The following is a 13,837-nucleotide window of genomic DNA, read 5'->3' as shown; positions in this document are numbered from 1 at the left end:
AGGGTTCATAGTGGATAAACGGAGCTGCGCAATCAGCTTCCAGGCAGTCATCCCCTGACTGCTCCTGTTCACCCTCCGGAGAGGGTCACAGGACCTCCTGAGTTACACCACTCGGAGGGGCGCTACCCGCGTCAAGGCCCGCACCCTGCTGCCGCTGGTGCGCGATTCGGCCACCTATGAGTACGACCTGGGCGACAGCTGAGAGCACACCCTGCTGCTGGAGCGGGTGGTGCTGTTGGACCCGAGGGAACAGTGGCTGCCGTGGTGCCTCGACGGCCGCCGTGCCGCTCCCCCCGAGGATGTGGGCGGCACTGGCGGCTACGCGGAGTTTCTGGAGGCGATCAGCGATCCCAACCATGAGGACCACGTGCGCATGCTCGAGTGGGGAGGCGACGTCGATCCCGAGCGCTTCGATCGTCGGGCGGTGAATACGGCCCTGTGGTGGTGGGCCAAGGCCCGGGGCCGCCACCGCAAACTCAGGCCGGATCTGGTGGATCGGTAGGGATCAAACCCGATGGAGGGAGCTGGTCAGCGGGTCTCCCCGCTGCATTCCTCCAGGGCACGAATCGCGGCCAGAACGCCCGGTAAGGCCTCCTGGCAGATCAGCAGCACAAGCAGATCACTGATCACGCGCTGACGCCTTCCTGGAGGATCGCCTGGCGCAGGGCCGGGTTCATGTGCTCCCGCAGGCGCACCAGATCAACCGGGCGCAGCAGCAGCTCCTCCAGCTCCTGTTTGAGGTGCACCGTGGCGAAGGGTGTGAGGGGATCCAGTTCCACCCACACATCCACATCACTGCCCGCCGTGACCTGGTTGCGGGCGGTGGAACCGAACAGACCGATGCGCTGCAGCTGGTAGCGCTGCTGCCACTCGCCCCGGTGGGTTCGCAGGAGGGCGAGGATCTGCTCGAGGCCAAGTGCTGGCTGGGCGGCCGAGCTGGTCATGGAGCCGATCCAATCCGTTCAGTTTCGGCCGGATCCAGCGCCTGGGCAGGCTCGCCCCTGCACCTGCCGCCGTAGCGGCTCATCACTCAGGCGTGGCTTCCTGCCTCTCGGCGTACCCCGCAGCCCACACCGCCGGCGCGATGCCCGCCGGCACCTCCTGCCGGTAGGCCTGGCTGTCGAGCAGCTCCTGCAGGGCCTCCCCCAGCAGCTCGGTGGAACGGCTGCCGGGCAGCCGCCGCTTCAGGGTCTGGTGGATGCGCAGCTGGTACCAGGCCGTGCCGTCGATCCCGGCGTTGAACCGGCTCCAGCTCTTGGGGTCGCGGCGGGCATCGAGCATCTGGTCGCGGGCGTTGTGGGCCTTGTCGGCCGCGCTCACCCGCACGGAGTCCAGCTCCGCCACCTCCAGGTGCTTGAGGTAGCGCTGCTTGCGCACCAGCCAGGCCTCCTTCTCGCCACCTTCTGCAACGGGCCCGGCGGTGTCGGTGCAGTCGCGCACGATCCGGGCTACCCGTTCCCCGAAGCGCTCGGCGATCTGCTCTGTGCTGACCTCGCAATCCTCGATCGCGTCGTGCAGCAGGGCGGCAATCGCCTCCTCCTCGTCGCCGCCGTCTTCCCACACCAGGGCGCTGACGGCGATCAGGTGGGAGATGTAGGGCACTTCCTTCCCCTTGCGGCATTGGGTGCCGTGCAGCTGGCCCGCCCACTGCAGGGCCTCGATGTAGCGGGGGCTGTGGACTGGTGATTTGTCGCTCATGGTGCTGGATTCCTTCCTCTGATCGGCGCGCCTGAGTGGATGCTGGCCCGGCCTCGCTCAGGCGGTTGGATCGCCCAGCTGGCGCGTGGCTTGCCGCCCCACCGCCTTCTTCCTGATCCAGCTGCGGTTGAGGTCCGGCTCTGTGCCCTCACCCAGACGGCCGGCCGTCTGCCCGGCTTGGGCATAGCCCTGCAGCGCCCGGAGCAGCCAGCGCTGGTGTTCCGTCACCAGCGCTGCGGGGCCCTCGATCCGCAGCGCGGGCCCGTAGGCGAACAGCCAGCGGCGCAGTTCGGGGTCGCGCGCCAGCACCCAGCGGGGCAGGTCGATCTCCAGCGGGTAGGGATGGCGGGGGTCGCCGCTGGCCACCAGGCCCCGGCTGCCGCGCTCAGCGCGGCCCCAGCTGTCGCCCGGCAGGGCCGCTGCGAGCCGCACCGCTGCGGGCGGGAACCGATCCAGTTCCCGCCGCAGCTGGGCCATCACCGCCGCACTGCAGCGCAACCGCAGCGTCTCCATCCACTCCCGATCGAATGCCCCAGCCGTGCTGCAGAGGGCCTGCTGCGCCGCCAGCTCATGCCCGAAACACAGCCCCCCGCAACGCTGCTCAAGGATGCGTGCCCGCTCCAGGGCCTGCTGGTGGCGCTGCCCATCCCGTCCCCGCAGCCGCTCGCGCTGGAAGACATGCACCGTCTCCAGCTCCAGGCAGCGCAGCAACCCGTGGGGCTGGCCCATGGCCTCGTGCTCCACCAGCAGCCACCAGCGGCCGGCGTAGAGCACCAGCTGCAGCGGCCACAGCGGCTGGGCGCGGGGGCCCGCATCCCATCCGTTCTGCTCCGTTGGCTGCCTGCGACGGGTGGCGCGGTGCTCTGAGAGCAGCAGCCGCTGGCGTCTGGCGATGGCGGCTTCGATCAGCTCGATCTGGCGAGTACTCCCATGCCCTTCTCCAGTGCCATGGCCTGAGCCCTCCGTGGCGGCGGCCACCGGCAGCGGCGCTGCAGCCGTGATCCAACGCCGCCGCGGCGTGGGCCCGGGCTGCACACCGATTCCATCCAGCCGCTGGCGCAGCACGGTGCTGATCGCTGCCGCCTGGCCATCACCGAGCTGCTCGGCCTGTAGCTCCAGCAGTGCGCAGGCCTCCCGCAAGTCATCGAGCGACAACAGGGCGGTGCCGAGGGCGTAGCCCCGCCGGCCGCTTTGGCCCGGCAGCCGGAAGCCGTAGGGCACCAGCGTCTCGTGCAGCGCGGCATGGATCTTGCGCGCCGTCCAGGTTTCTTCTGGGGTGGCGCTGCTGCCGGCGCTGAGGCTGCGGGCCAGGTGTTCCGCCACCCGCTCGTCCGCCTGCAGGTCGTGGGGATGGAGCAGCAGATGGCGCAGCAGGGAGAAGGTGCGCACAAACACCGGCCGATCGCCCGAGCGCGGCAGACCGCTCAGGGGCCTGCCGCGCTCCGGTGGCCAGGGCGGCGGCTCGATCGGCGGCAGTTCGCCCCTGCCGCTGGCCAGCCAGCTGTGGGAGAAACCCTGCTGATCCAGCCAGCTCAGATCGGTGGCCACCGCCACCGGATCGGCATAGCAGGCGCCATGCAGACGCCCCAGCAGTGCCGCCGCCCGCTCCGCTATGCCACCAGCTGGCAGGGGAGAGAGCAGCTGAGTGAGCTCCCCATCCACTGCCCCATCGACGGCGCCATCAACGGCGCCATCCAGGGGTGAATCCGTCGTGGTCAGTTTCGGATGGCTGCTCAGCAGCCGGATCAGGTACAGGAGCCGCTCGAGATCCAGCAGGCGCGAGTAGCCATGCAGCCGGTAGGCGGCATCACGGTTGGCGCCGCGCTGCAACCGCCCCTCCAGCCGCCCCAGGGCTGCGCTGATCAGGCTGTCCAGCGGCACACCCTGGCCGGCCTGCAGCCGCACCACCAGAGCGAAACCCTCCTGGCGCTGCGGCACCTGGGCGGACTGGAGCAGCTGGGCGCAGTGCTTGCGGATCACCGCCTCAGGCAGCTGATGACCGCGCTGCCGGTTCCAGGCCAGACATTGCTCAACTGGGGTATCGAGCCACCAGCCGATCCACTGCACCGGCACCGGCAGCAGCAGCGCCTGGGTGATCGCGAGGCGAAAGGCACGGCGCACGTAACTGGCCTCGAGGATCACCGTGTCGCGCTGTGCGATCGCCGCCAGCAGCTGCTCCTCGATCACCGCCTCCACGTCCGCCCAGCGCCCGAGGACGCTGCGATCGCCATAGAGCTCCCGGCGGATCGCGCTGCTGCAGATGTAGCGCACCTGCTGCTGACTCTCCCCCTGCAGGTAGCGGGCGAGGATCCGCGCCGCGGTGCTCTTGCCGCTGCAGGCCGCACCGATCATCAGGTGGAAGCGCAGCGGCGCCTGTGAATCCTGTTGGGCCATGACGGGCAGCGGATTGAGGTTGTATCTGGAGTGTTCACACCAGCGCCTCCAGCCAACATCTGCCGTCGTTGCCTGTTTGTTGCATCCGCAGCGGTTGCGTTCTCTACACAGTGAGCGGCGCCACGTTCAGCCAGTCGAGCTGCTGTTGCCATCGACCCGCCCATCCATCCCGCCATCCCCGCAGGCACACCTCCCGGTGATGCTGCAGGAGGAGATCCACTGCGCATCGCCGGTGATCCCCTGCACCTGCCGCTGCTGCAAACCGCGCTGTCTTCAATTCCGCCCCAGCTGGCCTTCCTGCCGCCGGAGCTGTGGGCGGAGCAACTCCTCGCCGGCCGCATCGATGCGGTGCTGGTGAGCGTGGCCGGGGATGCCAGCTGGGACCCAGCGGTGCTGCGGCCGCCCTTGCAGCACCCGGGTGTGGAGGCCATCGGCCTGGGGCAGCGCGAGCTGGTGCTCCTCTACCACCCGGCGCCGTTGCAGCGGGACAGCCATCAGGTGGGGGGCTTGCCCCCTTTGGGCCGGCAGCGGATGGGCTACCTGCTGCCGCCGCCCGGGCCGATGCCGCTGCTGCATCGGGCGCTGGAGCGCGAGGGCGGGCTGCTGCTGCACAGCTGCGCCGAGCTCGACCACCGCAGCTGGCTGCAGCAGCTGCGGGGCGAACTGCTGCTGCTGCCGGCCCACCCGACGGTGCTTCACCTGCCGGGCTGGTGTGATGGGGGGCTGGTGCTGCGCCAGCCGTTGCAGCCGCTGATCGAATCGTTGTGGGTGTTGCTGCGCCGGGGCGAGGCGGAGCGGCCGGAGCTGGCCCAGCTGCTGCAGTGGTGGGGCGGCCCGCAGCTCACCCGGCCTCAGCTCGAGAAGCGGCCCCCGATCCGGCGGTGGCCAGGGCTGGGCGGGCTTTGGCGCTGGCGATGGGGCGGTGGAGGGGGGATGGGTTCAGGACCTGGCCGCTGAACTCGGGTGGTGGCTCGATGCCCTCTTGCCTCAAAGCCTGCTCAAAGCTGCATCGAGCCCCTCGGTGACAGCCGCCAGAAAGGGCAGATCGAGCGTGTCGATCGTGTCACTCATCTGGTGGTAGTGGGGATTGCGTAGGAAGGAGGTGTCGGTGACCATCACCGCGTCGTAGCCCGCATCCCAGAAGGGGCTGTGATCCGACAGCCGCACATCGGGGATGGCGCGACCGCCGTTGGGCACCGGCAGCACCTTGGTTTTGACGTGAGCGCCCAGGCCCCGCGCCAGCTTCGGCAGGGTGAGGGCAGCACCGGCGTTGCCCACCACGGCGATGAAGTCACCCACCTCGCCGTAGATCTGCCGCATCGCCGGCAGCGGGTAGTCCTGGGTGGGGCTGGTGTAACCGAGCATCTCCAGGCTCACCATCAGCCGCAGCTGCTGGCCCCCCTGGTGGAGCTCTGTGGCCAGGGCCTTGCTGCCGAGCATCCCCCACTCCTCCTGATCAAAGGCCACCAGCCACACCGGCCGCCGGGGCGGAGTAGCGCTCCAGCGCCGGGCGAGCTCCAGCAGGGCGGCCACACCGGTGGCGTTGTCATCGGCGCCGATGGAGTGCAGGGGCCCGTCGTAGTGGGCGCCGATCAGCAGCGGCTCGAGCCTGGGGTTCTGGCCGGGGAGCCTGAAGATCAGGTTGGAGCCGGCCTCACGGCCCTCGTTGAAGTGGTGCTCCTCCACCGGGCCCAGGGCGGCGAGCTGCTCATGGATGAAGGCGCGCACGCTCATCAGGCCGAGCGGGTCCCACTGGGCGTGGCGGGGCCGGGCGAGCTCGTGGAGGTTGGCGAGCAGGCGCTGCTGGAGCGGTGGTGTGGTCAAGGGATTGGGGCGCTGAGGAGTTGCGGCGGGTGGAGATGGCTGTGGAGGGTCAGCGCCCTGCAGGCGGATCGATGAAGCGGGCGGGTGCGGCCTGGACGTTGCTGGCGGATTTGAGGTTGCGCCAGAAGCCGATCACGTTGTTGTAGAGGTAGTCGTAATCGATGTCGCCACTGTCACTGGTGTCGTTGATGTAGAGGTTGATCAGGTGCTGCCAGTACTGGCGCTGGGCCTCCTGCTGAGTGGTTTCATCGCCGCGCTGCATCAAGTAGGCGAGGGTCTGGAAGTCGGGGTTGAGGTTGGAGATGTCCTCGATCGCCACCCCACTGGCGGGCGGGATGCGCTGCTCGAGGCGCTGGCGCTGCCGCTCGAGGAAGAACTGCTGCACCTCAACGGGCAGCCGGTCGCGCAGTTCGCTGAGCAACTTGAAGCGGTACTGGCCGCAGGGCACGGCAAACGACATGCGGGTGTTGTCGGCCCGCGACTGCCAGTGCAGCAGGGCGATGGCACCGGCGGAGGTGATGATCGACACGCCCATGTACACCCAGCTGAGGATCAGATCACTGCGGTGCTGGGCCGGCGGGTTCCAGAAGAACTCCCACGCCGCCCCGAAGGCCTGAACACCGTCCTTGAGCTCGATGCGGCCGTCGTCGCTGCGCAGGAACACCTGCTCGAACACCTGGGGCCGGTTGGCCGCCAGGAACTCGGCGCGGCTGGGGGCCTGCTGCACCTGGGCCTCAAGCAGCGCCAGTTCGGCGCGTTGCTGTTCGGCCTGCTGCTGCAGGGCAGCGCGCTGCTGCTCAACGCGGGGGCAGAGGGGCCACTGGGCCAGGGGCCAGTTCGCCAGTTCCCAGCGGGGGCGGTTGGAGGGGGGCACCCGGCGGTCGTCCCAGCGCCCGAAGGTCTCCACCGAGAGCTGCTGGTAGGCGGCGTTGTTGGCGCCGATCTGGCTGAGCTGGAGGCGGTTGGCGTTGCAGGCCTCCTGGTCGTTGGCGATGGCGGGATTGGCGGGATCGAGCAGGCCCTCGATGCGTTTGCGCCGCTCGCTGAGGTCGTCCTCGATCAGCACCTCGGCGCGGGCCTCCACCACCCGCGCCTGGCCGTTGAACAGGAACACACCGATGCCGGCGGTGACGGACTGGAAGATCGAGAGGGCGATGAAGATCCCCAGGGAGATGTTGGGGATCGCCTGGCCCTTGTGGCGATCGACCATCGCCCGGCCGCTCCAGTTGCCGAACAGCAGCAGCAGGGTGGAGAGCCCCAGGGTGTAGGGGAAGGGCCCAGCTGGGGCGAGGCGAAAGATGAAGCTGAACAGGCCCAGGGAGCTGATGTAGTCGATCAGCGAACTCCCCGAAAGCAGAACGGAGGCGGCGATCGAGCGCTGGCGCAGGTCTTGCGAGACCGCCTGGTGACCGTGGAGTTCATCGGCGAACACCCACAGGCCCGAAAGAGCAACGGCGCGGCGCAGCAGGTGGATGTGGGGCTGGGGTGTGGTCGGTTGATTGAAGAGATGCTGGCCGGCCTCAATGCGCAGCGAGCGGGCATTGCCGGCGCTCTCCAGCCAGCGCAGGAAGGCCATGGCGGAGCCGGTGGCGACCGGCATGGGGGCGACATCGGGGGCGGCGGTGTCATCGCCGATGACCTCGGTAGCTGAGGTGATGCTGGGGGGCTGGCCGGAGCTGGCGTCCGTGACCTGGTGTGCGCTGGAACTGGCGGCGTCGGGCTCGGGGCGGCTGTAGCGGTAGGTGGCCATGGCGGAGCGAGGGGGGTGGACTCCTCTCGTTCCAGGTGCGTGGCGGTGATTCGGCCGGCAGGTCAATCAGGCGATCACACCCCGGCGCTGCAGCTCAAAGAAGCAGCGGGCGGTGGCCTCCACATCCACCAGGGCGTTGTGGGCCGCGCCCATCCCGCGAGCAAAGAGATGGCGGTGCAGCTCATCGAGCTTGGGCCACTTGTAGCCGTAGGGACCGGGCAGTTGGCACAGCTCGGTGGAGGCGGCCATGGTGCAGAGACGCGGCAGGCTGGGGAGCGGATTGGGCAGCTGGCAGCGCAGCAGTTCGGCGCCCAGCACCTTTTCATCGAAGGCGATGTTGTGGGCGATGAGGGTGTCGGCGTGGCGCAGGTCGGCCAGGAAGCGCTGCAGTACCTGGGGCAGGGGCTGGCCCTCACGGGTGGCGCGCTCTGTGGTGATGCGGTGGACGCGGGCGGCACCGGCGGGGATCACGAAACCCTCCGGGCGGATGATCGCCTCAACGGCCTGAACCGGCCGGCCTTTGGGGTCGGTGAGCAGCCAGGCGATCTGGACGACGCGAGGCCAGTTGTCCAGATCGGTGATCGGCGCGTGGTGGGAGCGGGGCAGGCCGGAGGTTTCCGTATCGAAGAACAGCAACATGACGGGGCAAGCGGTGGTGCAGGCGGTGGCGTGGGGCTCGCCGCTCAGTGGCGGCGGAGACGGAAGTTCCACTTGCAGGTCTTGAGCTGCACCACCGCGTTGCCGTCAGCGGGATGGATCAGCCGACGGCCGACGAGTGCAGGCCGTTGAGCTCGCCAGCAAAGCGGGCGTAGGGGGAGCGGCGAAGCTGGCGCGAGAGCAGGGTCCAGCGCTCGAGCTGGTGGTGAATCTCGTGGCGGCCGTAGGCCAGGGCGATGCGGATCTTGGTGATCGAAATGCCGCGCTGCTGGCAGCGGCGCTGGGCATGGGTGGGGTCGTCCCTGGTGCCGAGCAGCAGCACCTCAGGGGTGTGCTGGAGGAACGGATCGCGGGCGGCGAGGAGATGAAGGCGTTGCTGGCTCATGGGTGGCCTGCGGAAGGACGACAACCTGTCGTTCCGGGCCCCATGCGCTGATTCGCATCCGGCTGCGGGGAGGGGGGCTGAGCTACAGAGCGCTCAATCCCTCAGCCCCCTGATAGCCCGCCAGTGGACTTAACACGAAGGTGGCGTTGTTGAGGTTGGGAGCACCGAGGAACTCGCCCAGCACCCGATCATCGCGGGTGACCAAGCTCCTGCCGCCCTGGCTGAACCATTCATAGCGGTCGTAGGCAGACGTAGGACCAGGCAGGCGAATGCGATCCTCTTTCACGTTGAAATCGGTGACGATCTGGCGCCCTCGCATGGAGAGAACAAAGGTGTCCTTGCCGCCTCCACCGGTGAGGCGGTTGACGCCACCACGGCCGATGAGCACATCATTGCCCTCGCGGCCTTTGAGCACATCGTCAAAGTTGCTGCCGATGATCTTGTCGCCACCGCGCAGAATCTGCCGCTCAATCTCCCAGGGGGTCTTTTTGACCAGGTCCTTGACGTTTAGCTGGATGTCACTGACCCGGAACGCGCCCCCTAGATCTGGGAACATCGCCCACCTCCGGACGGTTCCGGTCACGCTGTCACGTGAGTACTGGAAGTTGCCGTAGTAATAAAAGTCAGCCCTGTAGGTCTTGCCCTCGATTTTTGTGGTGCCGCGGACATAGATCCGGCGCTTGCCCAGCCGTGCATCCTCAACGCGGACAAGCGGGGCGTTGGTGCGAACACCAACGGTGAACCCGAAGGGCAGGGATGAACCGTCAATAAGTGCCATATCTGATCTGCCCACGAAAGGATTTCGGTCCACAAAGGGATCTTTCTCTCAATCTGGCAAGTGCGCTGGCAATCGCCATCCACTGTTTACACACGGTCATGCCAGTCCCGTGTAGCTAAGGGTCGCAGAAGCACAGGGATTGCTCATCCATTTCATACTCGACGAGTCTGCTCAACCGTCGCCGAGCGTCAGCAGGCTGAGCTGGGCGCTCTCCCCAAGGCGGTAGTAGTGCTGAAACAGGCGCGCATAGCTCGCCTTGCCCACGCCGCTGATGGCGGCCAGCTGGCGAAAGCGTGGGGGTGGGGATGCGGATTGGAGGGCCTGGCGGGCCTTGCCCTTGAGGAACGGCGGCAGCTCCTGGGCCTGCTGATCGCGGGCGAAGGCGTTGAGCATCACCGCCTCGGTGCCACTGGCGGGGGCGGTGTCGGCGCAGAGGTAGACGGTGAGATCGGGGATGTCTGCCAGGTGTTTCTCGATCAGGGGCTGCACCTGCTGCCACTCCAGGCCGCCCTTGTCACAGCCCAGCCGCGGCAGGGCCAGGGAGGTGATCGCTGGTGTGGCCTGGTTGTAGTGCGAAGCCACGTAGGCCAGGCCCTGCTCGATCCAGGCCAGACGGGAGGGGAAGCGCCAGTGCTGCTTGGTGGGAAAGTTGAGCACCGCCCGGTAGGGGCACCCCGACACCGGGAACAGGTACGGGCGGCCGAGCTGCACCGCGCCGGCCTGGCAGCGCAGCTGGTAGTAGGCCTCAAGATCGGGGTGGCGCAGGGCCATCTCCAGCGCCAGGCCGGCGCCCATCACCCCCTGGCAGTTGACGGTGTTGGTGATCACCGCCGCCGGGCTGTTGAAGACGCTCTGCTCGCTGAGGTGAATCATGCGTAGAAGAGATCGTTGCGCTCATCCACCTGGCAGTGGGCCAGATCGGCGGGTGTGAGCCGGCCGACCAGCGTCTTGAGGGCGGAGGGCTGCTGTACCCACACCTTGCGGATGTGCCGTGGGGCGAGGGTGCCGTTCACGAGCACTTCGGCCATGGTCTTGCGGCGCACATCGCGCGGGGCATCACCCCAGGAGGAGCAGCGGATCGACCACCAGTCGAGGGCCTGATCAGCGGCGGGATCATCGGCATGGAAGAGCTGGGTGTCGGCGCTGGAGGCGATGCCATCGGCCACCAGGCTGGCGTGCCACTGGGCCGGCTCGCCACTGACCTCCAGGATCGCCAGCTCGCCGGCGTGACCGCTCTCGCGCAGGCTGCGCAGCAGCCGGAACAGCATCGGGTTGCGTGGATTGAGGAACAGCGGCACGTAGCGGTGCAGGTCCACGCTCTGCTCGCCCACCTGGCGGTGGGTGCGGCGGGCCTGACAGGTGGGCTCGGAGAGGTCCACGTAGGGCAGGGCCTCGCTGTGGATGCGGGTGCGGCAGAGCAGCCCGCGCCGGGCGATACCGGGAACGTTGTGGAGGTGGGTGAGGTGGAAGAGCTTGCGGATCATCGACAGAGCGGGAACTCTGTCGTCCTTTCGTTAGGGCGCCGCTGGGGTGATTCCGCAGCCCTGCGCGATCAGCGCCGCGCGCAGCTCGCTGATGGCGGGCGGCGTGGGATCGAGGTGAGCAAAGAGGAGTTCAGAGGCCAGGGCGGCTCGGCCGGCACGGGCCTCGGCCTCGATGGCGGCCAGGCGAGCGGCGGAATCAGCGAGGAGGGCCTGGGCGCGTTGTTGCTCGCTGGCGCCGGCGGCGATGAGCTGGATGTCGGCGAAGTCGCTGCCGGCCGCACCGCGGGGGCGCAGGCGCAGCAGCAGGGTGTCGCCAGGGGCGAGGGGGTCGTCGAGGGGCCAGGGGATGGGCCCCTCGATCGCCTGGGTGGAGGAGGCCAGCTGCTGCCAGACGATGCGGCCATCTCTGAGCAGCCGCAGCTCGTTGAGCGGCTGGGCGGCCAGCAGGGTGGGCCGGGGCAGGGCCACCTCAGCGGTGGCAGTGCCGCCAGGGTCTTGTTGGAAGAGCGGCGTGACCAGGCAGACGCTGAGGGCAGCGCCCCCGCGGCTGCCGCCGACGGCCTGGGGCGGATTGGGACGGATCAGTTCCCGCAGCTGCTGGAGCAGGGTGCGCTGCCCCTGGGCCATGGCCTCAGGTGGCGCGGCAGCGAGGGTGAGGGCCACCAGGGCCGCCAGGGCGGTGCTGGCGGCAAGGGCCGATGGCTTGAGCAGGGTGCGGCGGAGGGAGGGATCAGTCACGGCGGATCAGGGCAGTGGTGGCAGCGGCGGTGAGGGGCAGGGCGATGGGGATCAGGATGCGGCGGCTGATGGCGACCTGCAGGCAGAGGGGAATGGTGAGCGCAGCGGTGGTGAGCAGGTAGGGGATGCGTTGACGCCGGCGGGGCACGGCGGCGGCGAGCAGCACCCCAAGGCCGGCGCTGAGGGCGGAGACCGCGGGCAGGGGGCTGGGTGTGAGCCAGTGGCCGAGGGTCATGCTCTGGGCCAGCACCGCCTGCACCAGGGCACCGGGGAGCACATCACCGGCACCGCCCCAGCTGGGCAGGTCGGGGCGAATGGCACCCGGTGCCTGGAAGAGGTCGGCCTGATCGGTGTCGATGCGGCCATCGGTGCCCACCACCAGGGCCTGGGCCTGGAGGGCCGGCAGATCCTCCACGTTGATGAGGGTGATCAGGGGCAGCCAGTCGATCGACCAGTCGATCACCGCTTCTGGCGGCAGGCGGGGATTGGAGAGGGTGGTGAGGGCAGCGGCGAAGTTGTCGGCGGTGATCGCCTCAGTGAGGCGCAGGGGCATGGGCTGGCGGTCGCGGCCGGCCGCTCCGGTGGTGCCGACGGCCAGGTTGCCGGCGAGCAGCCCGGCCTGGCTGAGCTCCCCCAGAGGCTTGGAGATGAAGCCTGGTTTGGGTGCGATGGTGTCGGCGCCGAACCAGCCGCCAACGACGCGCTGGCGCTGCTGCTGGCGAATGACATCTGCCAGCTGATCGGTGTTGGGCGCCTGCTCATCAAAGACCACATCCAGCCCCACCACCGGCACGGCCGTGGGGGATGTGCGGCGCAGCACCTCGGCCAGGGCCGCGCGCGCCACACGGCCGGGGGTGGGTGTAACGCCGAGGGCGGGATAGGCGCGGCGTTCATCGAGCAGCAGCACCGCCAGGGGCGGCCCGGTGGGGCTGCCCTGGCTGGTGGCCTGCCGCCAGAGGCGCTGGACATAGAGGCGGCGATCCAGCAGGTAGGTGCTCAGCGGGTTGCCGGGCAGCAGCTCCCCCACCGCGCCAAGGCTCACCAGGGCAGCAGCGGCGATGGCCTGGGTGCGCTTGCTGGCCGCCAGGCGCAGCCAGAAGCGCTGGCGAGCGCTGAGGGGCAGCACCAGTTCGGTGGCATTGGCGGCGCCCATGGCGCTGAGCAGGAGCTCACTGCCCACTGGGCCCGAGGCGGCCAGTGTGCGGCGCACCTGCTCGAGGGCGGCGGTGAATTCCATCCCCTGCTCCAGCTGCTCCAGCAGCGCCGTGAAGGCCAGCGATGCGGCATGGGTAGGAACGGCCTCGCGGAAGCAGAGAGCCCAGGGGATGCCGGCTGAGGTGCAGCAACGGGCCAGATCCAAGCCGGCGCAGCTGTTGAGCAGCACCAGGGAAAGGCCATGACTGCCGGCCTGCTGCAGTTCGCTCTGCAGGGCATGGCCGCCGAGCCAGCTGGCATCGCCGAGCTGGAGGCGACCGCCGCCCTGAGGGTCACCGGCGGAATGGCCGATGAACACCAGCACGTCCCAACCCTGAGGGTCATGCAGGGCCGTGCGCAGGCCGGCGAGGCTGCAGGCCTGGCCGCGCAGGCTCACCAGCTCGATGCGGCGCTGGCGGCTGAGCCGCTCCAGCTGGGCGATGTCGGCGCTGAGGTCGAGGTCGTGTTCATCGCCCACCAGCAGCAGCAGGCGGGGACGGCGCATGGTGCGCTGCGGAGCGGATGGGGCCGCTGCGGCAGGGGGGCCATCGAGGCGCCAGATCGGGCGACCCAGGGGCAGGGCCTCCCAGGGCAGCCGCTCGATCAGCGGCGCCGTGCCGCTGCAGCGCAGACGCAGGGGCAGATCGGGGAGCTGCTCGAGGGCGGTGCGCAGTGGCTGCCACTGGGGCTGCTGCAGCCAGCTGGCCATGGCAGAGCACAGGCCGTTGCCGTACTCGCGCACCGTGGCGGGAGGGATCTTGTCGCCACCAGAATCGTGGTGGGCGAGAAAGCGCCGCAGCCACACCTGGTGGAGCTGGCCCAGCTGGGCGGGCAGCGGCACAGCGAAGGCCGCGGTGCCGGCGGGGCTGATCAGGAAGGCGGTGAGCTGATCGTCAGCGTCTGCTGGCTGGAGGGTGAGATCGATGCTCTCCATC

At 69.1% G+C, this 13,837-nt stretch carries 14 protein-coding genes; 2 read left to right on the top strand and 12 right to left on the bottom strand.

Features of this window, described 5'->3' with window-relative positions; all coding sequences use genetic code 11:
- Positions 1-211 precede the first annotated feature (211 nt).
- On the top strand, positions 212-502 hold the full coding sequence (locus KBY96_RS07970) for an IS1096 element passenger TnpR family protein (protein WP_315859481.1): 291 nt from the start codon (positions 212-214) through the stop codon (positions 500-502).
- Positions 503-626: 124 nt separating this feature from the next.
- Here KBY96_RS07970 and KBY96_RS07965 read toward each other — a convergent pair whose 3' ends face one another.
- The 3 genes from KBY96_RS07965 to KBY96_RS07955 all read right to left on the bottom strand — a co-directional run bounded on the left by KBY96_RS07965 (position 627) and on the right by KBY96_RS07955 (position 4,092).
- The gene (locus KBY96_RS07965) at positions 627-944 is read right to left on the bottom strand and encodes a nucleotidyltransferase family protein (protein ID WP_254978824.1); all 318 of its coding nucleotides are present in this window, start codon (positions 942-944) and stop codon (positions 627-629) included.
- An 82-nt stretch (positions 945-1,026) separates the two neighbouring features.
- The gene (locus KBY96_RS07960) at positions 1,027-1,698 is read right to left on the bottom strand and encodes an HD domain-containing protein (RefSeq protein ID WP_254978823.1); all 672 of its coding nucleotides are present in this window, start codon (positions 1,696-1,698) and stop codon (positions 1,027-1,029) included.
- Positions 1,699-1,755: 57 nt separating this feature from the next.
- Positions 1,756-4,092: an AAA family ATPase gene (locus KBY96_RS07955; protein ID WP_254978822.1), complete on the bottom strand. Its 2,337-nt coding sequence runs from the start codon at positions 4,090-4,092 to the stop codon at positions 1,756-1,758.
- A 354-nt stretch (positions 4,093-4,446) separates the two neighbouring features.
- Between KBY96_RS07955 and KBY96_RS07950 the strand changes: the two genes are divergently transcribed.
- Positions 4,447-5,049: a hypothetical protein gene (locus tag KBY96_RS07950; protein ID WP_254978821.1), complete on the top strand. Its 603-nt coding sequence runs from the start codon at positions 4,447-4,449 to the stop codon at positions 5,047-5,049.
- 30 nt (positions 5,050-5,079) lie between these two features.
- Here KBY96_RS07950 and KBY96_RS07945 read toward each other — a convergent pair whose 3' ends face one another.
- The 9 genes from KBY96_RS07945 to KBY96_RS07905 all read right to left on the bottom strand — a co-directional run bounded on the left by KBY96_RS07945 (position 5,080) and on the right by KBY96_RS07905 (position 13,836).
- Positions 5,080-5,916, bottom strand: coding sequence for a M20/M25/M40 family metallo-hydrolase (locus tag KBY96_RS07945; RefSeq protein WP_254978820.1), 837 nt, complete (start codon positions 5,914-5,916; stop codon positions 5,080-5,082).
- 49 nt (positions 5,917-5,965) lie between these two features.
- Positions 5,966-7,666, bottom strand: a complete 1,701-nt coding sequence (locus KBY96_RS07940) for a hypothetical protein (protein ID WP_254978819.1) — start codon at positions 7,664-7,666, stop codon at positions 5,966-5,968.
- Between the two features lie 66 nt (positions 7,667-7,732).
- Positions 7,733-8,305 carry a 3'-5' exonuclease gene (locus KBY96_RS07935; RefSeq protein ID WP_254978818.1) on the bottom strand — a complete coding sequence of 191 codons (573 nt, stop codon included), beginning with the start codon at positions 8,303-8,305 and terminating at the stop codon, positions 7,733-7,735.
- A 118-nt stretch (positions 8,306-8,423) separates the two neighbouring features.
- A complete protein-coding gene (locus KBY96_RS07930; protein WP_254978817.1) occupies positions 8,424-8,708 on the bottom strand; it encodes a DUF4258 domain-containing protein in 285 nt (94 codons plus the stop codon).
- 82 nt (positions 8,709-8,790) lie between these two features.
- Complete coding sequence (locus KBY96_RS07925) at positions 8,791-9,486, bottom strand: hypothetical protein (RefSeq protein WP_254978816.1); 696 nt, start codon at positions 9,484-9,486, stop codon at positions 8,791-8,793.
- A 171-nt stretch (positions 9,487-9,657) separates the two neighbouring features.
- Positions 9,658-10,359 carry a macro domain-containing protein gene (locus KBY96_RS07920; protein ID WP_254978815.1) on the bottom strand — a complete coding sequence of 234 codons (702 nt, stop codon included), beginning with the start codon at positions 10,357-10,359 and terminating at the stop codon, positions 9,658-9,660.
- Positions 10,356-10,970 carry a DarT ssDNA thymidine ADP-ribosyltransferase family protein gene (locus KBY96_RS07915; RefSeq protein WP_254978814.1) on the bottom strand — a complete coding sequence of 205 codons (615 nt, stop codon included), beginning with the start codon at positions 10,968-10,970 and terminating at the stop codon, positions 10,356-10,358. Before KBY96_RS07915 ends, KBY96_RS07920 begins: the two co-directional genes overlap by 4 nt.
- A gap of 30 nt (positions 10,971-11,000) precedes the next feature.
- Positions 11,001-11,708 carry a hypothetical protein gene (locus KBY96_RS07910; protein ID WP_254978813.1) on the bottom strand — a complete coding sequence of 236 codons (708 nt, stop codon included), beginning with the start codon at positions 11,706-11,708 and terminating at the stop codon, positions 11,001-11,003.
- The gene (locus KBY96_RS07905; protein WP_254978812.1) at positions 11,701-13,836 is read right to left on the bottom strand and encodes a CHAT domain-containing protein; all 2,136 of its coding nucleotides are present in this window, start codon (positions 13,834-13,836) and stop codon (positions 11,701-11,703) included. The genes KBY96_RS07910 and KBY96_RS07905 overlap by 8 nt, the downstream gene beginning before the upstream one ends.
- Position 13,837 lies beyond the last annotated feature (1 nt).

The sequence above is a fragment of the Cyanobium sp. ATX 6A2 genome (assembly GCF_024346355.1).
Taxonomy (GTDB): domain Bacteria; phylum Cyanobacteriota; class Cyanobacteriia; order PCC-6307; family Cyanobiaceae; genus NIES-981.
This window is presented reverse-complemented; position numbering and strand designations above follow the sequence as displayed.

Excerpts from the sequence above, each read along its gene's own strand:
- KBY96_RS07965 (WP_254978824.1), bottom strand. The coding sequence starts at position 944 with ATGACCAGCTCGGCCGCCCAGCCAGCACTTGGCCTCGAGCAGATCCTC.
- KBY96_RS07960 (WP_254978823.1), bottom strand. The coding sequence starts at position 1,698 with ATGAGCGACAAATCACCAGTCCACAGCCCCCGCTACATCGAGGCCCTG.
- KBY96_RS07955 (WP_254978822.1), bottom strand. The coding sequence starts at position 4,092 with ATGGCCCAACAGGATTCACAGGCGCCGCTGCGCTTCCACCTGATGATC.
- KBY96_RS07940 (WP_254978819.1), bottom strand. The coding sequence starts at position 7,666 with ATGGCCACCTACCGCTACAGCCGCCCCGAGCCCGACGCCGCCAGTTCC.
- KBY96_RS07935 (WP_254978818.1), bottom strand. The coding sequence starts at position 8,305 with ATGTTGCTGTTCTTCGATACGGAAACCTCCGGCCTGCCCCGCTCCCAC.
- KBY96_RS07930 (WP_254978817.1), bottom strand. The coding sequence starts at position 8,708 with ATGAGCCAGCAACGCCTTCATCTCCTCGCCGCCCGCGATCCGTTCCTC.
- KBY96_RS07925 (WP_254978816.1), bottom strand. The coding sequence starts at position 9,486 with ATGGCACTTATTGACGGTTCATCCCTGCCCTTCGGGTTCACCGTTGGT.
- KBY96_RS07920 (WP_254978815.1), bottom strand. The coding sequence starts at position 10,359 with ATGATTCACCTCAGCGAGCAGAGCGTCTTCAACAGCCCGGCGGCGGTG.
- KBY96_RS07915 (WP_254978814.1), bottom strand. The coding sequence starts at position 10,970 with ATGATCCGCAAGCTCTTCCACCTCACCCACCTCCACAACGTTCCCGGT.
- KBY96_RS07905 (WP_254978812.1), bottom strand. The coding sequence starts at position 13,836 with ATGGAGAGCATCGATCTCACCCTCCAGCCAGCAGACGCTGACGATCAG.